20 protein-coding genes are annotated in these 17,537 nt (G+C 39.9%); 8 read left to right on the top strand and 12 right to left on the bottom strand.

Translation table 11 applies throughout. The features are described from left to right. Nucleotides 1–32: 32 nt before the first annotated feature. Both MHH23_RS03485 and MHH23_RS03490 read right to left on the bottom strand, forming a co-directional pair. The gene (locus tag MHH23_RS03485) at nucleotides 33–2,381 is read right to left on the bottom strand and encodes an FdhF/YdeP family oxidoreductase (RefSeq protein ID WP_268430460.1); all 2,349 of its coding nucleotides are present in this window, start codon (nucleotides 2,379–2,381) and stop codon (nucleotides 33–35) included. An 82-nt stretch (nucleotides 2,382–2,463) separates the two neighbouring features. Beyond that, nucleotides 2,464–3,729, bottom strand: coding sequence for an L-lactate MFS transporter (locus tag MHH23_RS03490; RefSeq protein ID WP_268430461.1), 1,266 nt, complete (start codon nucleotides 3,727–3,729; stop codon nucleotides 2,464–2,466). 134 nt (nucleotides 3,730–3,863) lie between these two features. On the opposite strand from MHH23_RS03490, the gene fdhD reads away from it, so the two are divergent. Continuing rightward, entirely contained in the window at nucleotides 3,864–4,652 is a 789-nt protein-coding gene (gene fdhD / locus MHH23_RS03495; RefSeq protein ID WP_178929805.1) for a formate dehydrogenase accessory sulfurtransferase FdhD, read from the top strand. 10 nt (nucleotides 4,653–4,662) lie between these two features. Further along, nucleotides 4,663–5,670 carry a GTP 3',8-cyclase MoaA gene (moaA, locus tag MHH23_RS03500; RefSeq protein WP_017360030.1) on the top strand — a complete coding sequence of 336 codons (1,008 nt, stop codon included), beginning with the start codon at nucleotides 4,663–4,665 and terminating at the stop codon, nucleotides 5,668–5,670. 253 nt (nucleotides 5,671–5,923) lie between these two features. Here the strand turns inward: moaA and rpsN are convergent, their stop codons facing one another. The 4 genes from rpsN to MHH23_RS03520 all read right to left on the bottom strand — a co-directional run bounded on the left by rpsN (nucleotide 5,924) and on the right by MHH23_RS03520 (nucleotide 8,199). Next, nucleotides 5,924–6,193, bottom strand: coding sequence for a 30S ribosomal protein S14 (gene rpsN / locus MHH23_RS03505; RefSeq protein WP_008343369.1), 270 nt, complete (start codon nucleotides 6,191–6,193; stop codon nucleotides 5,924–5,926). A 16-nt stretch (nucleotides 6,194–6,209) separates the two neighbouring features. Continuing rightward, the gene (locus MHH23_RS03510; protein ID WP_024718745.1) at nucleotides 6,210–7,406 is read right to left on the bottom strand and encodes a GTP-binding protein; all 1,197 of its coding nucleotides are present in this window, start codon (nucleotides 7,404–7,406) and stop codon (nucleotides 6,210–6,212) included. A gap of 80 nt (nucleotides 7,407–7,486) precedes the next feature. After that, complete coding sequence (rpmG, locus tag MHH23_RS03515) at nucleotides 7,487–7,636, bottom strand: 50S ribosomal protein L33 (RefSeq protein ID WP_003214771.1); 150 nt, start codon at nucleotides 7,634–7,636, stop codon at nucleotides 7,487–7,489. A 140-nt stretch (nucleotides 7,637–7,776) separates the two neighbouring features. After that, the gene (locus MHH23_RS03520; protein ID WP_007497598.1) at nucleotides 7,777–8,199 is read right to left on the bottom strand and encodes a DUF5362 family protein; all 423 of its coding nucleotides are present in this window, start codon (nucleotides 8,197–8,199) and stop codon (nucleotides 7,777–7,779) included. A gap of 288 nt (nucleotides 8,200–8,487) precedes the next feature. On the opposite strand from MHH23_RS03520, the gene MHH23_RS03525 reads away from it, so the two are divergent. Further along, nucleotides 8,488–8,682 (top strand): hypothetical protein, encoded by a 195-nt coding sequence (locus MHH23_RS03525; protein ID WP_072367358.1) that lies wholly within the window; start codon nucleotides 8,488–8,490, stop codon nucleotides 8,680–8,682. Between the two features lie 33 nt (nucleotides 8,683–8,715). After that, nucleotides 8,716–9,114 carry a hypothetical protein gene (locus MHH23_RS03530; RefSeq protein WP_007497596.1) on the top strand — a complete coding sequence of 133 codons (399 nt, stop codon included), beginning with the start codon at nucleotides 8,716–8,718 and terminating at the stop codon, nucleotides 9,112–9,114. A gap of 48 nt (nucleotides 9,115–9,162) precedes the next feature. On the opposite strand, the gene MHH23_RS03535 is transcribed toward MHH23_RS03530, so the two are convergent. After that, nucleotides 9,163–9,672 (bottom strand): thiol:disulfide interchange protein, encoded by a 510-nt coding sequence (locus MHH23_RS03535; RefSeq protein ID WP_047945741.1) that lies wholly within the window; start codon nucleotides 9,670–9,672, stop codon nucleotides 9,163–9,165. Between the two features lie 98 nt (nucleotides 9,673–9,770). Here MHH23_RS03535 and MHH23_RS03540 point away from each other — a divergent pair, with 98 nt between their 5' ends. Genes MHH23_RS03540 through MHH23_RS03550 form a run of 3 tightly spaced genes read left to right on the top strand, consistent with a single transcriptional unit; the run spans nucleotide 9,771 to nucleotide 12,668 of the window. Then, complete coding sequence (locus MHH23_RS03540) at nucleotides 9,771–11,570, top strand: ABC transporter ATP-binding protein (protein ID WP_268430464.1); 1,800 nt, start codon at nucleotides 9,771–9,773, stop codon at nucleotides 11,568–11,570. 1 nt (nucleotide 11,571) lies between these two features. Continuing rightward, the gene (locus MHH23_RS03545) at nucleotides 11,572–12,141 is read left to right on the top strand and encodes a MauE/DoxX family redox-associated membrane protein (RefSeq protein ID WP_268430466.1); all 570 of its coding nucleotides are present in this window, start codon (nucleotides 11,572–11,574) and stop codon (nucleotides 12,139–12,141) included. Further along, complete coding sequence (locus tag MHH23_RS03550; protein ID WP_268430468.1) at nucleotides 12,138–12,668, top strand: TlpA family protein disulfide reductase; 531 nt, start codon at nucleotides 12,138–12,140, stop codon at nucleotides 12,666–12,668. The genes MHH23_RS03545 and MHH23_RS03550 overlap by 4 nt, the downstream gene beginning before the upstream one ends. 32 nt (nucleotides 12,669–12,700) lie before the next feature. Here the strand turns inward: MHH23_RS03550 and MHH23_RS03555 are convergent, their stop codons facing one another. Next, entirely contained in the window at nucleotides 12,701–13,198 is a 498-nt protein-coding gene (locus tag MHH23_RS03555) for a GNAT family N-acetyltransferase (RefSeq protein WP_008343345.1), read from the bottom strand. A 127-nt stretch (nucleotides 13,199–13,325) separates the two neighbouring features. Between MHH23_RS03555 and MHH23_RS03560 the strand changes: the two genes are divergently transcribed. After that, nucleotides 13,326–14,222, top strand: a complete 897-nt coding sequence (locus MHH23_RS03560; protein WP_039165313.1) for a peptidoglycan DD-metalloendopeptidase family protein — start codon at nucleotides 13,326–13,328, stop codon at nucleotides 14,220–14,222. Nucleotides 14,223–14,302: 80 nt separating this feature from the next. Here the strand turns inward: MHH23_RS03560 and MHH23_RS03565 are convergent, their stop codons facing one another. The 4 genes from MHH23_RS03565 to MHH23_RS03580 all read right to left on the bottom strand — a co-directional run bounded on the left by MHH23_RS03565 (nucleotide 14,303) and on the right by MHH23_RS03580 (nucleotide 17,499). Continuing rightward, nucleotides 14,303–14,650, bottom strand: coding sequence for a P-II family nitrogen regulator (locus tag MHH23_RS03565; RefSeq protein ID WP_007497589.1), 348 nt, complete (start codon nucleotides 14,648–14,650; stop codon nucleotides 14,303–14,305). A gap of 18 nt (nucleotides 14,651–14,668) precedes the next feature. After that, complete coding sequence (locus tag MHH23_RS03570) at nucleotides 14,669–15,877, bottom strand: ammonium transporter (RefSeq protein ID WP_268372865.1); 1,209 nt, start codon at nucleotides 15,875–15,877, stop codon at nucleotides 14,669–14,671. Nucleotides 15,878–16,070: 193 nt separating this feature from the next. Beyond that, nucleotides 16,071–16,811, bottom strand: coding sequence for an amino acid ABC transporter ATP-binding protein (locus tag MHH23_RS03575; protein WP_340958909.1), 741 nt, complete (start codon nucleotides 16,809–16,811; stop codon nucleotides 16,071–16,073). Between the two features lie 10 nt (nucleotides 16,812–16,821). Next, the gene (locus MHH23_RS03580; protein WP_007497584.1) at nucleotides 16,822–17,499 is read right to left on the bottom strand and encodes an amino acid ABC transporter permease; all 678 of its coding nucleotides are present in this window, start codon (nucleotides 17,497–17,499) and stop codon (nucleotides 16,822–16,824) included. Nucleotides 17,500–17,537 lie beyond the last annotated feature (38 nt).

The raw sequence follows: 17,537 nt of genomic DNA on the forward strand, positions 1-17,537 counted from the left end.
CCAGCTGTTTTTTCATTAAGGATCAATAAGGATCAATTTAAAGTCGTTTCCAATTCATCAATCCGTTTCTCCACGTAGTGCTGATCTTTTCTTGCATGAAAGGTTTCGGCTTTTTCTAATATTGCGGTGGTATTGTATTCTGGAATCTGGGAATAGCTTTCGTAAACTCCTTTTGGTATTAACACGTTTCCTTCAGGCCAATACACTGCGATATTTCCACGTTTCAGCTCTCCGAATTGAGCAACTCCTTGGTAGGATCCATATTGATTAAAAAGGACAACGGGATCGCCTTCTTGGACGTAAAGCTCTTTCGCATCTTCTTCATTCATCAAGATAGAATGCCGCTTTCCACCATTAAAGGCATCCTTTTCACTGTAAATCATAGAGTTGAATTGCTTGCCTCGTCTTGTCGTGATATTGAAATGCCCCTCAGTTTTTCGGTATTGAGGCAGCTGTGCTGGGAGCAGGTGTCCTTTTCCATCCGGTGTTGGACACACCCCATCTTCGCAAAGCCATGCGCCACCCCATTGAAAGACATCCCCTTTATGACGCAAATGCTGGATCCCATCATAGTTCCGATTTGCGATGGCAATCTCACGGCGAATGTCTTCAGCATGGTCAAAATGAATCAGCTTCGCGTCTTCTGGGCGAACTCTTTTTGCTAGGTCAATATAAATGTCCCATTCAGCTCTAGCTTCTTCAATGCGAGGTCCTTCAATTTCCGGACTGAAATACACCATGCGTTCCGTACTGGTTGATGTACCGCCGCCTGGCTGTTCATATCTTGTCATTGCAGGCAGAACAATCACAGTCTCTTCTGCTTCTACCAGTGTAGAGGTGTTCAAAATAATATCTTGATGGACACGGAGTTCAAGTTCGGATAGTGCTTTTTCAATCGCTTCAGGATTTGGCATCGTTTCTAAAAAGTTTCCACCGCTAGTAAACAGCACCTTCAGCTTTTGCGGGTGTTCTTTTGGAAGAGCCATTTTTTCAAATGATTGCCCAATCGTGTCACCATGCCATTTTGGAATATCAAATCCCCATATCTTCTCGATTCTTTTAATATTCTCTTCATCAAAATCACTGCCGGGCAATACGAATGGATCGGCACCCATTTCGCCTGAGCCTTGGACACCGCTATGACCACGAATAGGCATAACGCCACAATGTTTTCTGCCAATAAATCCGCGTAACATGGCAAGGTTTGCGACTTGTGATATATTATCAGTGGCAAAGCGATGCTGAGTGAGACCCATACTCCAAATAAATACCCCTGAATTGGCATTGGCAAGCAGTACAGCGAATTCCTTCATTCTTTCTTTAGATAAGCCTGACGATGCTTCGAGATCCGACCATTTTAACTGAGTGACATGCTGCTTTACATCTTTTATACCGGTTGTATGCGCTTGGATAAATTCATGGTCAAGAGCGGAATGGGGCGCTTGTTCCTCCATATCAAACCAATGTTTGATGACACCATTCATAAACGCAATATCGCCGCCTATATTGACTTGATAAAAATCATCCGCTATTTTTGTGCCGAATAAAGCACTTTCTGGGATAGAAGGGACCCAATATTTTTCCATTGCAGGTTCTTTATATGGATTGATGACAATGATTTTGGTTCCTTTCTTTTTAGCGGCGTACATATATTTAGTCGAAACCGGCTGGTTGTTTGCTGCAACAGAGCCCCAAAATATCAATACATCTGTTCCAATCCAATCACTGTAATTACAGCTGGATGCACCTATACCAAGGGAGCGTTTAAGAGCGGTTTTGCTTGGTGAATGGCAAATACGAGAAGCATTATCGATATGATTTGTTCCAATAAATCGCGCAGCTTTCGCCGCAGTATAGTACACTTCATTTGTAATCCCTCTAGCCGTTAAATAGAAAGCAAGCTGACGTTTATCAATCGATTTGATTTTAGCGGCGATTTTATCTAATGCACTATCCCAAGAAATGCGTGTAAAGGCATTCTCACCTTTTTTTCGAATCAGGGGATAAGGAATACGCCCAAGTTTTCGAAGAGACGTGCTATCCATTTGTTTGAGCCGCTCAATATCTTCGAACCATTTTGGATCAATAGCTGGCATTGTGTTAAGCCGTAGCACATTCAGTCTTGTAGTGCATATATGGGGTCCTGCTAGTGTTTGATCGTATAAACCTGATACACCAAGAGCACAGCCGTCACAAACGCCCTGAGTCAATATACGGTACGCATAGGGGAGATTATCTTTGTTCTCCCATGCCACTTTCATTGTGTCTCGAATGTGTTTCGGTTTTACTTTTCCAAGCCCCATAGGAGCAAAAGAGGCCCATAGCTTTGGTGAGGGTTTTTTGTTGAGTTTAATAGGCCCCTTGTGTTTTGTTTTTCCCATGATATCGTCACCCTCCTATCACTTTGTAAAGCGTTTTCATATCTAAAAATTACCTGTAGATTGTCATTCTGTCAAATTCATATTAAGAGCGGACCGTGACAGAAGAAGGAGCAGTAAGATTTGATTCACGAAGTTGTTTAATATCCTTCCGAATGAGAAGAGATATGATAAACGCAATGAAAAATAGGCCAGAGAAGACCATGAGACTTTGTGTGTAATTGCCTGTAATGTCACGAATAAAGGAGGAAAATAAAGGTCCTGCTAAACCAGCAGCGGCCCAAGCGGTGAGAATATAACCGTGTATGGCACCTAGCTGCTTCGTACCAAATAAATCTCCTATATAGGCTGGAATTGAAGCAAACCCTCCTCCGTAGCACGTATAAATGATCGCCATCACGATTGAAAAGATGAGCGGTTCTTTTAAGTAGGGAAGTAAGGGAAAAGCAATGAGCTGTATAGTAAAGAAAATCGTATACGTATTTGGCCTTCCGATATAATCAGAGAAGGATGCCCATCCGATCCGTCCTAGCCCATTAAAAGCACCTAAAATTCCAACAAGAGTAGCTGCTGCACCGGCCGTAAAACCAACACCTTCTTGAGCAAGCGGTGATGCTACAGAAATAATAGCAATTCCGCATGTGATATTAATAAAGAGCATGACCCACAAATAATAAAAACGCCGTGTTTTAATGGCTTCATTTGCGGTGAGCTGTGATAAATCTTGAGGAATTTTCCTTTGGCTTGTTTTTAGCACGTTAAATTGTTTGACATCATCAGGTGTTGGTGGTGATAAATAAAGAGATGAAACGACCATGATGATAAAATAAGAGATTCCGAGAATATAGAAGGTATTTGCAATATCAACTTTTTCAATGAGAAATTGAATAATGGGACTGCAAATCAGAGAAGCAAATCCAAAACCCATAATGGCTAAACCCGTTGCGAGTCCTCTTCGATCTGGAAACCATTTGACTAATGTTGATACTGGAGCAATATAGCCTACACCTAATCCGATTCCAGCGAGTACACCATAAAATAAATAGAGGAGAGGTAATGAAGACATGTGGACAGCAAACCCTGATCCAGTCATCCCAATGCCGAAGAAAATAGCTGAGAAGAGCCCTGATGCCCTCGGCCCATACTTTTCAACGAAATGCCCCATGAAGGCAGCTGATAAACCTAAAAATAAAATAGCGATGCTAAATGTCAGGCTTATTTCTGTTAATGACCATTGAAAGGTTTGATGTAAAGGATTCGTAAAAACACTCCATGCATAAACAGATCCGATAGATAAATGAATCCCCACAGCACTTGTAGCGATCAGCCAACGATTTTTTGTTTTATTCATTGTGTTCCCTCCATATAAAGCAAACAAAAAGTTTGATAAGATAGAAATATGTTACATTTTTATGACTTTTTAAAATAATATCACAATTCGTCTGGTTCATATAACTAAATTTGTGTTGAAAGGAAGATCAGATCATGAATCCTTCTGTTAAAACGAAACGACGCATACACCAATATCGCAAAGGTCAAATGACATGTAAAACAGATGAAGTTGTAGAAGAATTCCCTTTAACCGTGCTGGTGAATGGTGAAGAGTTTGTCACACTCGTTTGTTCACCGGATCATTTGAAAGAATTGGTGATCGGTTTTTTAGCTTCAGAAGGAGTCATTCGATTTGAAAAAGAGATTAAAAGGTTTACAATAGATGAAAGTATGGGTTTTGCATATGTTGACTTACATCACACAACTCAGTTCCAATCCTCAGATTTTACAAAACGAGTGATCGGATCTTGCTGTGGGAAAGGAAGGCATTTTTATTTTCTCCAAGATGTGAAGACGGCAAAAACAGCCATTGACCGAATCCGTATTTCTGCTGAAACTTGTATTCATTTAATGAAATGTTTACAGGAGGAAAGTCAGTTATTTCAACATACTGGTGGTGTCCATAATGCTGGACTGTGTGATACAGAAAAGCTATTCATCACTAGGACGGATATAGGACGGCATAATGCGTTGGATAAAATCTATGGATATTGTTTACTTCATAAAATCCCACTGAGAGATAAAATCCTTGTGTTTAGCGGCCGGATATCATCTGAAGTTCTGTTGAAGGCAGCAAAATTAGGAGTATCAATCGTCATATCAAAATCAGCTCCTACTGAGTTAGCACTTAAAATGGCAGAAGAATTAAATATAACAACAGTTGGATTCGTAAGAGGAGAATCTTTTAATATCTATACTCATCATCAGCGTATTACAGAATAGGAGGCTAAGTATGGTCAGTATTTTGGATAAAAGACATCGACCATTGCGCGATTTAAGAATATCCGTAACAGATCGCTGTAATTTTAGATGTACGTACTGTATGCCTGCTGAAATCTTTGGACCAGATTATCCTTTTTTAGATAAAGAAGAGCTGCTTAGCTTCGAAGAAATTGAACGACTTGCTGCGCTTTTTGCAAAGGAATTAGGTGTGGTGAAATTACGTATTACAGGCGGTGAACCTTTAATGCGTAAAGATTTGCCAGTTTTAATAGAAAAACTGGCAAAAATTCCAGGTATTGAAGACATCGCGATGACAACCAATGGAACGCTGTTACCTTTGTACGCAGATAAGCTAAAGAAAGCAGGTCTGAATAGAGTCACCATTAGTTTAGATTCTTTAAATCCAGATCGTTTTAAGCAGATGAATGGAAGACACATTTCTATCCAAAAAGTATTTGATGGGATAGAGGCTGCAAAAAAAGCTGGACTTGCTATTAAGATCAATATGGTTGTCCAAAAAGGTGTGAATGATCAAGATATCTTACCAATGGCAGCCTATTTTAAAAAAGAAGGACACATTCTACGATTTATTGAATTCATGGATGTTGGCAATACGAACAAATGGAATCTCAAGCATGTATTGACGAAAAAAGAGATTATGGAGCTAATTCATTCAAAATACCCTATCAAACCAGAACCTCCTCGATATCAAGGGGAAGTAGCCAAGCGTTATTTTTATGAGGATGGGTCAGGAGAGATTGGCATTATTTCTTCCGTTTCAGATGCTTTTTGTGGATCGTGTAATAGAGCTAGACTATCTGCACGTGGCGAATTATTCACCTGTCTTTTTGCATCATCGGGTTTTGATCTGAGACGATTCATCCGTAATTCAGAAAATGATGAATACCTAGTGAACATATTGAAGGAACTTTGGTCAAACAGACAGGATCAATATTCAGCTGAGAGAGAGCAAAAGAAAGATCAGAAAAAAGTTGAGATGTCCTACATCGGCGGGTAATGACAACAAAGTATCATGATCATCGATTTTTGAAAAGAAGAGAAAATGCTATAATCACTTTTGAAAATCTTCTTTTAACATCAGGATAATCTTTCCTATAAGCTCGGTCCTATAAAAAAACAGCAGAGATTCTGCTGTTTTTTAAAATGCTATTTTGCACCTCAAAATTGACGGAGTAAGGATGAAAAAGAGGTTTTTATTCATTTTGTCCTGCTTTACATTGACAGGAACTATGCTAAGATCAAATCAATCTTTACCAACTCGATTTTTTCACTCCTGGAATCTGTCCTTTATAGGCAAGCTCACGAAAAGCAATTCGAGACATTTTAAATTTTCTCAAGTAACCTCTAGGACGGCCAGTTAATTCACAGCGGTTTTTTAAGCGAGTGGGTGAAGAGTCTCTAGGTAGTTTCTGCAAAGCTTCATAGTCACCTTTTTCTTTTAGCTCTTTCCTTAATTGTGCATATTTCAAAACGAGCTGCTGCCGCTTTTTTTCTTTTGCTATTTTTGATTTCTTTGCCATTTAAAACCCTCCTGGTTTAAGTGTGTATGTTCCATTGAAAGGGGTCTTCAAACGTTGTCCAATCTTGATCAAATTCTTCAGGTGTAAGTAAGCATTGATCTAGTGTACGAATAATATCTGCTTTAGGTAAATCTACACCGATAAAGACAAGTTTTGTATGTCGATCACCAAACTCTGCATCCCACTCATCTAGAATGTCTGGTTCCTGATTTAAGATCCGTGATCGTTCTTGCTCAGGCAAGGCAGCAATCCAGTATGCGATTGGTTCAATTGCCACAGATTTTCCGGCTTGTGAAATTAAAATGGTTAAATCATGATGTGTCGCTAGCCATGTAAATCCTTTCGCTCGAACGATTTGCTCTGGCATTTGATCTAACCAAGCATTCAGTCTGCCAGTATGAAAAGGAAGCCTTCTTTCATAAACAAAAGATGAGATTTGGTATTCTTCTGTTTCAGGCGTATGCTGAGAGTGTCCAGCATTAATTTCTTTGATCCAGCCCGCAGAAGCACTAGATTTTTCAAAATTGAATAAACCAGTATTCAAAATATCACTAGGCTGTACATTACCTTTAGAGGTTCTAATAATGGTTGCTTCTGGTTGAAGTTTGGTTAGCACATTCTCAAGCCGATCTAGTTCTGATGCTGATACAAGATCACATTTATTGATAATGAGCACATCACAAAATTCAATTTGATCAATAAGCAAATCGGAAATCTCTCGTTCATCATCATCTGAAACTGCTTCTTTACGATCCAATAAACTTTCTCCTGACTGGAAATCTGTCCAGAAACGGTTTGCATCTACCACCGTTACCATCGTGTCTAATCTGCAAAAACGTGTCAAATCTATGCCCATTTCTTCATCAATGTAAGAGAAAGTTTGAGCGACAGGAATTGGTTCACTAATACCTGTAGATTCAATGACAATATAATCGATATTCCCAGCCTTACAAAGGCGTTCTACTTCAATTAATAAATCTTCTCTCAATGTGCAACAAATACAACCATTAGATAGTTCAACCAGTTTCTCATCTGATCGAGAGAGTTCGCCGCCTTGCTTAACTAATTCCGCATCAATGTTTATTTCACTCATGTCATTGACAATAACAGCTACTTTTAGCCCTTTACGATTCTGAAGAACATGATTTAATATCGTGGTTTTTCCAGCTCCTAAAAAGCCGCTTAGAACTGTGACAGGTATTCTTTTATCCATTTGTTTTAGTCCTTTTGAACATGCTCATTTTGTATGCCGCCTCACTTATATAGTAATGATTACGATTTAAATCTTAAAAATTATTTTGTTTCCCGATGAAGGGTGTATTTCTTTAATCGTGGAGAATATTTTTTTAACTCCAATCGGTCTGGGTTCGTTCGTTTATTTTTTGTAGTGATATAGTTTCTGTCACCTGTTTCAGTACAGGCTAAGGTGATTTTCACGCGCATAATTGCTATAATCCTCCTTTATTTCGTAATGATTACGATTTGTATTTTAAAATGATAAAGGCTGATTGTCAAGTTTAGTATCAAGTCTATGCCAACTCAAATAAAAAAGGGGTATCCTATTTCATTGATACCCCTTTCTATTAATAAAAGTCACCAAGTTCTTCTTCGTAATAATCTTCGTACTGTTGGACATCGGTAGGGAGTTCTTGGAGAAAGGCTAGTCCACCTAGTATAAACATTAAAACAATCGCGATGAATGAGAGAATAACGGCGGCGATACTTGAAATCGCAAACAGTGTTTGCATTTTCATCATCTTAGCATATTGTTCCAATAATTCTTCGTAAGAAGTATCAGGCGCTTGAATCAATTGTTCAGCTGCTTTCACGGATTTTTGGACATGTATTCCCATCATAATCAGAAAAACGCCAATGGCAGCAGGAAGAACAAGCCAAAACCCACTGAGGATGGATAGACCACCTGAAATATAGAGAAAGATGCTCCCAACCTTTCCCCACTTTGTTATTGAATGAAGAGATTGAATGATTTTCTCAGTTTGTTGCAATTGTGTTCACTCCTTTATGTATTCACTCTATATCATACTTGAGCAAGTAGTACTTTAGGAAGAGTGAATTGACCTTTTTTCTATCTTTCATTTACTTTTTATGGATAAATAAATTATTTTTGAATAAGAAAAAAGTAGCAATTACTACAATTCTAATCGATAAATTTTGTCATAAATGAGAAAAGTAGTTTGAAGTAATTAGAAAATTTATCAAAATATGTTGTTAGTTGTCTATTAATTGGTTATTATTGTATTGTATTACCATAAAAATTGGAAGGTGGAATTCATATGTTAGATCGAATTTTAAACAAAATGACCAATGTTCAACCTGCAGCTGCTAGATGTATTTTGCAAAGATTGGTCACTTCTTGCCAATCAGCACCAACTTGTTTCCTTCAAGGCGTTGGAACTTTCCGTTACTATGTGGATCGTGACACAGGTGAGATTTGTACTAGCCAAGAACGCGTTAAATGTGGCTGCTAAATCTAAGTATCTTATTTATTAGGGTGTGAACGCATGAGCATAACTCCAATTTCATTAGTAACAAATGCTATGCAGACGTCAAATAAGCGTCAAGCAGGCCATACATCAAATTCTTTTTTGACCCAAGCAGCGCAAATTGTTCAAGGCGACCATTCTCCAGAAGAGAGAAAGGCGTTATTTCAACAACTGACTTTAGTTCAGCAAGGAAAAGATTTAGAGCTTCATGTTTCTAAATTAAAGGAACTAGAGAAAGAGGTTCAAAAAGAGGGGTCTTCTTCTGTTACTGTGAATCAGCACGGTGATCAAGTTGACATTTCAAATGAAGCTCGCAGTGAGTTTGAACAAGCTGAGGAACAAACATCCGCTTCAAGCGAAGCTAATGAAATCGCTGCAGAGGAAAAAGGGAAGGATGTTCAGCCAAATTCACAATAATAAAAAATGAGGCATGTGTTTGATGCTCTTCACATGCCTCATTTATCTTTAGTTTGCAGCTAGTCTTGAATAAAGACCGTCTGGAAAAGGTGCTGCATATGAGATGGTATCATTGTCTTCTACCATGATGTAGAACGGAAACTCCTGAATTTGGAATGCGTTTATCAATTGTTCGTCTACCGGAATAATTCGCAAGTTTGTTTCGTTATCACGATATAATTCTTGGTCCTTTTTTTGCCCGTTTTTCAACAAAATACTCAATGAAACGTTTAGTTTACGCTGCTTTTTTGTTTCTAGGAATTGTTCGAGTGATGGAATGCAGTGCGGACATGCTGTGTCAGTGAAGATCAGTAATTGTTGTGTACGATTTGTTTGCAGCAGATCATTCATGTGAATGGGTGATGGCTGATCGAGAAGTGGATGCGCAAGTTTCTGCCCCACGTGTTCTATAGGTAAGATGATAAGCTGCATCTGTTGTTTTAAATAGATGATAATTCCAGCCGTTAATAGAAGACTGCAAATCATAAGAGCGAGCTGTATAAGAAAAATTGAATTCATCGTATATCGTCCTCTCAAAGTGAAGTTACGCAAAGCTATCATATTACAAATATCAAAAATATGTCAATTATACTAAATGGTGTAAGGTGGAGCATCTCATGAGTACAGTGAACCATTGTTTATATGCAATCTCCTATACTTGGAAAAAAAGTCGTTCTTATCTTCTTTTAACTTTGTTCATTCAAGTGATCGTTGGTTTTATGCCTTTGGCTAGTGTCTGGATTATTCAAACTTTGATTAATGAAATTATTTTATTTATGACGTCTTCAGGTGACATCCAAAAGGTTTTGTGGTTATTTGGACTGCAAATGGTCATTGTGATTTTAGGATATGGGCTTCAATTCATTCTTCAGCTTAGTCAACAGAAAGCAACAAATCTGATTGGTCTGCATTTGAAAGGTGAATTGCTTCAAAAAGCGATAAGACTGCCGTTTATTACGTTTGAGCACCCGTCCTTTTACAATGAAAGTCAACGTGTGATGAACAGTCATCAGCATGTTCTCAGTATGGTGAGAAGTATTTTTACAATGATGAGCGCGTTGATTACTGTTGTATCACTTCTTATTTATATGATCGGTATTCATTGGGGCTTAGCGGTCATATTGTTCTTGTTTACCTTGCCTGTATTATGGATTGAACTTTTCTTTGGAGGCGCACGTTATCGATTAAATCGTTTGTTAACGGCTAATGATCGAAGAGAAATGTATGTATCTGATCTCGTCGCGCAGCGAGATTCTTTAAAGGAAGTTCGTTTATATGGAATAGGGAATTATCTTCTTCAAAAGTGGAGAGGTCACTACGTTAAAAGTGCAGATGAAAAATATAATTTGCTGAAACGCCAAGTGCGCTGGGAGATGGCAGGCGGGTTGCTCATGACATTGGCCTATGTGTGCTGTGGTTTATTGATTGTCTTTCTTATTTTTCAAAAAAAATTAGCAGCGGGTACGTTTGTTGCAGTGCTACAAGCTGTACAAAACATTCAAAGTGGGTTTCAAGATTTAACGAGGGAATGTTCTAGTTTATATGAAACGAGCCTATATGTTGATGAAATGAGAGCTTTTCAAAAGAGAGAAGAGGAAATGCATGAACAGACGGAAGAGGCAGCGTCGCTTCAGGGAATTGAGCATATCCAGTCCATTACATTAGACAATCTCTCTTTTACTTATCCGAATATGAAAAAACCAGCGATTGAGCATATTCATTTTCATATGAATAAAGGTGAACGAATTGCATTAGTAGGAGATAATGGGTCCGGTAAAACCACTTTAATCAAATGTTTAACCGGCTTATATGATCCAGATCAACAGAATATGCACAAAGTCAATGGAGAGGATATTTCCACCATCCATAAAAAGACCTATCATGCGAGAATGGCTGTTCTTTTTCAAGATTTTATGAAGTACGAATTCACTGTGAGAGAAAACATAGGGTTTGGCCGTATTGATGATATAGAAGAGGAAGAGCGGTTGATTTCAGCCGCCCGCCAAGCAGGTATAGAGAAAAGAATTAATCAAATGGAAGACACATATGATGCGCAGCTAGGTCGCTTTTTTGAAGAGGGACATGAATTGTCTGGCGGACAATGGCAAAAGCTTGCGATGGCGAGAACCTTCTTTAGAGAAAGTGATTTTATTATTTTAGATGAACCGACCTCTGCTCTCGATCCGCTGTCGGAGATCTCGCTCATTCGAAAGTTATTCGATCATACGCAGGATCAAGGGGTTTTGTTTATTACACATCGTATGGGAGCGGCCCGCTTAGCAGACCGTATCATCGTCATGAAAGATGGTGCTTTTATTGAAGAGGGCAACCATGATGAACTGATGGCGTTGCACGGAGAGTACAGAAGGCTTTACGAGGCACAATCTCAACTATTTCAACAAAAGGAGATGGTGTAAGGTGGGTGTCTTTTATTTCATAGGCGTCTATTTACTAGGAATCATTTTTGCGGGTGCATGGCTCGATAAAGCAAGGAAACAGAAGGCACATGTTCAGCAGATCAATGCTTATCGGTTGTTGCCGCCTTCTTTTGCGGCACCTATGTTTTATTTGTTTTTGTTGATTGAATTGGTTTGTACGGTTCATTTGTTTATATGGAACATGTCTGTCCTGCCTGCAATTGGCCTTACAGCCCTGTTATGTATTTATACTGGAGCGGTTACGTTCAATTTAATTAGGGGGCATCGTGATATTTCGTGCGGTTGTGGAGGGTTACTGGAAAACGACCGCCTGCATTGGGGGATTGTGATTCGCAATCTGCTGATGCTTACTCTTGTGGCAGGGTTATTCTATGTACATCCTGGTGTTGAAATGATTTCATTGCGGTTGAAAATGATTTGTTTTCTCATTGCAGCGGCTGTCTGTTTTATCATAGCGGTCAGCCAAGAAATTGTGCTATTAAAGCGAAAGTGGATCGACTCATTCCAGATTGCAGATGGATCAATTATAGAAGGAGATAAAATGAAATGACAGATATTTTATTAATCATTGTGTTATTAATTGTCATTGCCCAGCTGGCTGTCGTGTTTTTGCTTGCCCGTTTTATCGGGAGATTTATGAATAAAATAAAGTCCCTTGATGGAATTGAATTGAAGGAAGCGGATATTGGTGACCCGGCTCCGTTATTTCGCAGTTATTCGCATGTAGGTGAAAAGGTGATCTTGAAGGAGTATTTGCAAAATGGGCGAGCTGTGATGCTGTTATTTGTGAATTCTACTTGTATGACTTGTAAAAGTATTTTGTCTGATGTGCAGCCTCAAACTTCACATGATGATGCTCATGTGATTGTTATAAATGGAGATGAACAAGCCGATGATGCCTCGATTCTTCAATTGCTGCCGGAGCAAGCTGTTTATATGCGCTCATCACAAATTATGGAGTTGTATGGAGTAACAGTTGTTCCGCAAGCGCTTCTGATTGATGAACATGGTATCATTCTGAAAAGAAAATCACTTCAAAATGCGAAGCAATTTGAGCAGTTGGTGCATGCTTCATAAAAAAGCGTCTCTTTCTTCAAGAGACGCTCCGTTTATAACTCTTTTCCTAAAATATCTAAGTCGTACCGATTGCCGTCCATTTCTGCGATGCGTGGCAAATGTCCCCAAGTCTCAAAGCCGTGCTTCTTAAATAATTTGATGCTGGCTTCGTTGTGGCCGAAAATAAAGGCAAGTAACGTTCGGATGCCTAATGAGGGTGCCAATTCAAGCGCCTCTTGTAAGAACAATGACCCTAAACCTTTTCCTCGATAGTTTTGGTTCAAATAAATACTCATTTCAACAGTACCGTTGTATGCAGGTCTGCCGTAAAACGTTTCAAAACTGAGCCAGCCGTAGATATTTCCTTCCTCATCTGTTTTCACATAGAGAGGACGTTTCTCTGAATGATTCAAAAACCACTGACGGCGGTCTTCTACTGTAACAGGTTCTGTATCGGCCGTTACTTCTCTTGAAGCAATCGTTGAATTGTAGATATCGACGATCTCTTTGAGGTCATCTTCTGTTGCCATGCGGTTGAAAGTTTTCACCATATGTACCCCCATCTTTTTTCATTCATCATACATATTATTGATGCGATTGCGCAAAATAAAAAGAAAAATGATTTCGTGTGTATATATTTTTTGAAAAGTGTTCAGAATGTTGCTGAGGTGATGAAAAATGAGAGAGGAAGAAAAGAAACGTACTTCCAAAATCACAAAAGTTCAGCAATTTTTCCGTAAGCGCTGGGTATTCCCTGCTATTTACTTGGTCAGCGCAGCGGTCGTGTTAACAGCCGTTCTTTGGTATCAAGCTGTATCGAAAGATGTGAAAGACCAACTATCTGATGGAAATCAAACAGGACAAGAACAGCGTGATGATGCCGTTGAAGTTGGAAAGCCAATTGAAAATGTCGCTATGCCGGTCCAGAATTCTGAGAATGTTTCTGTCGTGAAAAAGTTCTATGAAGCAGATGCTGATCAAAAAGAAAAAGAAGCAGCACTTGTAAACTATAATAACACCTATACCTTAAGCAAAGGTATTGATCTTGCAGATAAAGATGGCAAAGTGTTTGATGTCACAGCTGCTCTTAGTGGAACAGTCGTTCAGGCGAAAAAAGATCCAGTTCTCGGTCACGTTGTTGAAATTGAACATGAAGATGGATTGTCTACTGTGTATCAATCGTTGTCTCAAGTGAGTGTAAAAGAAGGCGATGAAGTAAAGCAGAATGATGTCATCGGTGCTTCTGGTAAGAATCTATATGGTGCTGAAAGCGGCAACCATGTTCACTTTGAAATTCGTATGGAAGGTTTAGCGCTTAATCCACTTAGCTTCATTGATAAGCCTGTTTCTTCCATTGAAAAAGCAGCGCAAGAAGTGACGGAAGAAGCAAAAGAACCTGCTCAGCCAAAAGTTGATGAAAAAACGAAGGAACCTGCTGCTGACGATAAGGCAAAAGAGCCGGCTGAAGAAAAATCTGAAGATAAGTCTGATGAGAAGGGGAAATCCTCTGATCAAGAAAAGTCTTCTGATTCCTCTAAAGACCGCAGTCAGTCAGAAGAAACAAAACAATCTTAATGTCATGTCCTCTGTGTAGATAAATGCACAGAGGTTTTTTTCTGTCTTTAAAAAAACCTCCGCCATATGGCGGAGGGATGCTATAGGGCGGCAGGTCCTTCTTCACCTGTCCGAATGTTGATTGTATTTTCTATCTCATATATAAAAATCTTCCCATCCCCTGGTTCGCCTGTACGCAGTACTTTCTGTGCTGTTTCCACGACCTGTTCAACAGGTACTTTGCTTAAGACGATTTCGATCTTTAAACGTTCGTACACATTGCTTTCCTTTTTGACGCCACGGTATAGTTCCGTATGTCCCTTTTGTAATCCGCAGCCGTGCACATTGGAAAAGGTAATCGAGGTGACACCAATCTTTCCAAGCTCCACCTTTAATGTTTCAAAATTAGCTGGACGTGTGACAATCTCCACTTTATACATTTTGCTCATAGAGACACCCCTTTTTCTTTAATCTTGATATGCTTTTTCGCCATGCATCGTTAAATCAAGACCGACTGATTCTTCTTCTTCAGTTGCGCGAATCTTGAAGAAGATGTTGACGACTTTGATGATCACGTATGTGACAACTGCAACAAAGACGTATGTGGCCACGATGGCGACAACTTGTTTCCAAAGTAAGCTTGGATCGCCGTAAAATAAGCCGTTGGCTCCGCCATCATTAACAGATGTAGTGGCGAAAAGGCCTGTAGCAATGCCTCCCCACGTACCGCCGATTCCGTGCAGACCGAATGCATCCAGTGCGTCATCATAGCCGAACTTGGCTTTAAGTGAATAGACACCCCAGAAACAAACGATTCCGCCGATGATTCCGATGATAATCGAAGCAAATGGTGTGACAAAACCTGCGGCAGGTGTAATCGCTACTAGACCTGCAATGGCTCCAGAGATTGCACCTAGCATCGTTGGTTTTTTGTTGATCATCCATTCGACTAACAGCCAGCCGATGATTCCTGCAGCAGCTGCTGTATTGGTGTTAATAAAGGCATACATGGCCACACTGTCTAATGTGAGGGCACTTCCTACGTTAAACCCAAACCAGCCAAACCAAATCACAGCTCCGCCAAGAAGTGTGTAGATCAAGTTATGCGGAGAAGAACTTGTCGCTTCTTTTCGCTTCCCGAGAACAATGGCTACGACTAGACCAGCCACACCGGATGAAATATGGACGACGTTTCCACCGGCGAAGTCAAGTGCTCCCATTTCGCCAATCCAGCCGCCACCCCATACCCAGTGTGCGACTGGAGCGTATACAAATGTGACCCAAAGGAGTGTAAACACGACCACCGCTGAGTAACGAATACGTTCAGCGAAGGCACCAGAGATAATGGCTGTTGTGAGGACAGCAAAGGTCATTTGGAACATCATGAACAATGAATGTGGAATCGTATCACTATATGAACCAGGTTCAAAGCCAACGCCTTTTAGTCCAACCCAGTCAAAGCCTCCGATCCATGCATTGCCTGGCGCAAAGGCCAGTGAATAGCCAAACACGATCCAGACGATAGAGACAATGGCTAGTGAGGTTAAGCTGTGCATTGTCGTACTTAACACGTTTTTACTTCTCACAAGTCCTCCGTAGAATAAGGCTAAACCCGGTGTCATTAACCACACGAGTAGTGCGCAGAAGAACATAAATACTGTATCACCCATTTGCATGCTGCATTCCCCCGAATCATTCAGAATTAATAGATTTCTTAATTCTTCATTATAGAGAGAAAAGTCATATATAACATATTCGTGTAAGTTTATCTAACATGGTTTTTTGGTCATTATCAATATAAATGGATGAAAAGTTCGTAAAAAATGAGAATAAACGTGTATGAACGACGAAAAATAAAGGGCATTTGACCTATAAAATCGAACTGAGAAACAATTTGGTTCGCTCCTCTTGAGGGGAATCAAATAATTCTGATGGGGTACCTTGTTCGACAATTCGTCCTTCATGCATATAAACAACTCGGTCAGCTACTTCTTTTGCGAAGCCCATTTCATGAGTGACGATGACCATTGTCATGCCTTCTTTGGCAAGACTTTTCATGGTATGCAGCACTTCGCCTACAAGCTCTGGGTCCAGCGCAGAAGTAGGCTCGTCAAATAACATGACATCGGGCTTCATGGCAAGAGCTCGTGCGATGGCAACGCGCTGTTTTTGACCGCCTGATAGCTTTGAAGGGTACACTTTTGCTTTATCCGCTAGTCCGACTTTCTCTAATAAGACATTGGCTTCAGTTATCGCTTGTGCTTTCTTTGTTTTTTTCACCATGACCGGTGCTTCGATGATGTTTTCAAGCACGGTTTTGTGCGGGAAGAGATTAAAATGCTGAAACACCATGCCTATTTTCTGCCTCATTTCGTTTAATTGATCTCGTTTTGGATGAACGGGACTGCCATCAATGATGATCTGACCGTCACTTTTTATTTCTAAAAAATTCATACAACGGAGTAAGGTGCTTTTCCCAGAGCCGCTTGCACCAATTAAGACGACGACATCATTTTCATATACAGTGAGGTCGATATCTTTTAAGACATGCAGCTCTCCAAAGTATTTATTCAGTTTTTCAACACGAATGATCTCTTTTGATTCTGTCATGCTTCTCCTCCTAATGATCACTGACTGATAGTTTCTTCTCAACTGTTTGCACAGCGAATGTTAACAGCAGGACAAGAACTAAGTAATAGACAGCCACGACAAGTAAGTACGTCATGTTGTCAAAACTGTTGGAGCCTTGAGTGGTGGCTATGTTAAAGAGTTCATTGACGCTGATGAAGGCAGCAAGTGATGAATCTTTTAAACCGATAATAAACTGATTGCCGAGAGGGGGGAGGGCACGCCGCATCGCTTGCGGGAGAATGATACGTCTCATGGTTAGAAATCGCCCCATGCCAAGAGAACGTCCTGCTTCTTTTTGACCTTGATCGATTGATTGAATCGCCCCTCTGAATATTTCTGCTATATAGGCACCGTTATGGAAGGCAAGCGCAATAGAGGCTGCCCAAAAGTCGGGTATATTTAATTCTGTAAGCCCAAAATACAGGATAAAAATCTGCACAATGAGTGGTGTCCCGCGTACAAGGAAGATATAGGCATTTGCGATATAACCGAAAACGGCCACGCGGGATATTTTTAGTAAGGCAAAGAAAAGCCCGATGAACATGCCGATGAAAATACTGATGACAGTGAGTTGTAAGGTGAGCAGCATTCCTTCTAAGAAAACGCCTCTAGAATCAATCAGCGTTTGAAAAAAATGTGATAAGGTAGGCAAAACAATCATCTCCATTTGAAGAAAGTGCGCCTAGAGAAAGGCGCACAATCGTG

Origin of the sequence: Bacillus sp. FSL K6-3458 (assembly GCF_038005045.1) — a bacterium.
In the GTDB taxonomy this organism is placed as follows: Bacteria; Bacillota; Bacilli; order Bacillales; family Bacillaceae; genus Bacillus; species Bacillus altitudinis.

Coding starts and splice junctions, on each gene's coding strand:
- MHH23_RS03485 (WP_268430460.1), bottom strand. CDS start 2,381: ATGGGAAAAACAAAACACAAGGGGCCTATTAAACTCAACAAAAAACCC.
- MHH23_RS03490 (WP_268430461.1), bottom strand. CDS start 3,729: ATGAATAAAACAAAAAATCGTTGGCTGATCGCTACAAGTGCTGTGGGG.
- fdhD (WP_178929805.1), top strand. CDS start 3,864: ATGAATCCTTCTGTTAAAACGAAACGACGCATACACCAATATCGCAAA.
- moaA (WP_017360030.1), top strand. CDS start 4,663: ATGGTCAGTATTTTGGATAAAAGACATCGACCATTGCGCGATTTAAGA.
- rpsN (WP_008343369.1), bottom strand. CDS start 6,193: ATGGCAAAGAAATCAAAAATAGCAAAAGAAAAAAAGCGGCAGCAGCTC.
- MHH23_RS03510 (WP_024718745.1), bottom strand. CDS start 7,406: ATGGATAAAAGAATACCTGTCACAGTTCTAAGCGGCTTTTTAGGAGCT.
- rpmG (WP_003214771.1), bottom strand. CDS start 7,636: ATGCGCGTGAAAATCACCTTAGCCTGTACTGAAACAGGTGACAGAAAC.
- MHH23_RS03525 (WP_072367358.1), top strand. CDS start 8,488: ATGTTAGATCGAATTTTAAACAAAATGACCAATGTTCAACCTGCAGCT.
- MHH23_RS03530 (WP_007497596.1), top strand. CDS start 8,716: ATGAGCATAACTCCAATTTCATTAGTAACAAATGCTATGCAGACGTCA.
- MHH23_RS03535 (WP_047945741.1), bottom strand. CDS start 9,672: ATGAATTCAATTTTTCTTATACAGCTCGCTCTTATGATTTGCAGTCTT.
- MHH23_RS03540 (WP_268430464.1), top strand. CDS start 9,771: ATGAGTACAGTGAACCATTGTTTATATGCAATCTCCTATACTTGGAAA.
- MHH23_RS03550 (WP_268430468.1), top strand. CDS start 12,138: ATGACAGATATTTTATTAATCATTGTGTTATTAATTGTCATTGCCCAG.
- MHH23_RS03555 (WP_008343345.1), bottom strand. CDS start 13,198: ATGGTGAAAACTTTCAACCGCATGGCAACAGAAGATGACCTCAAAGAG.
- MHH23_RS03560 (WP_039165313.1), top strand. CDS start 13,326: ATGAGAGAGGAAGAAAAGAAACGTACTTCCAAAATCACAAAAGTTCAG.
- MHH23_RS03565 (WP_007497589.1), bottom strand. CDS start 14,650: ATGAGCAAAATGTATAAAGTGGAGATTGTCACACGTCCAGCTAATTTT.
- MHH23_RS03570 (WP_268372865.1), bottom strand. CDS start 15,877: ATGCAAATGGGTGATACAGTATTTATGTTCTTCTGCGCACTACTCGTG.
- MHH23_RS03575 (WP_340958909.1), bottom strand. CDS start 16,811: ATGACAGAATCAAAAGAGATCATTCGTGTTGAAAAACTGAATAAATAC.
- MHH23_RS03580 (WP_007497584.1), bottom strand. CDS start 17,499: ATGGAGATGATTGTTTTGCCTACCTTATCACATTTTTTTCAAACGCTG.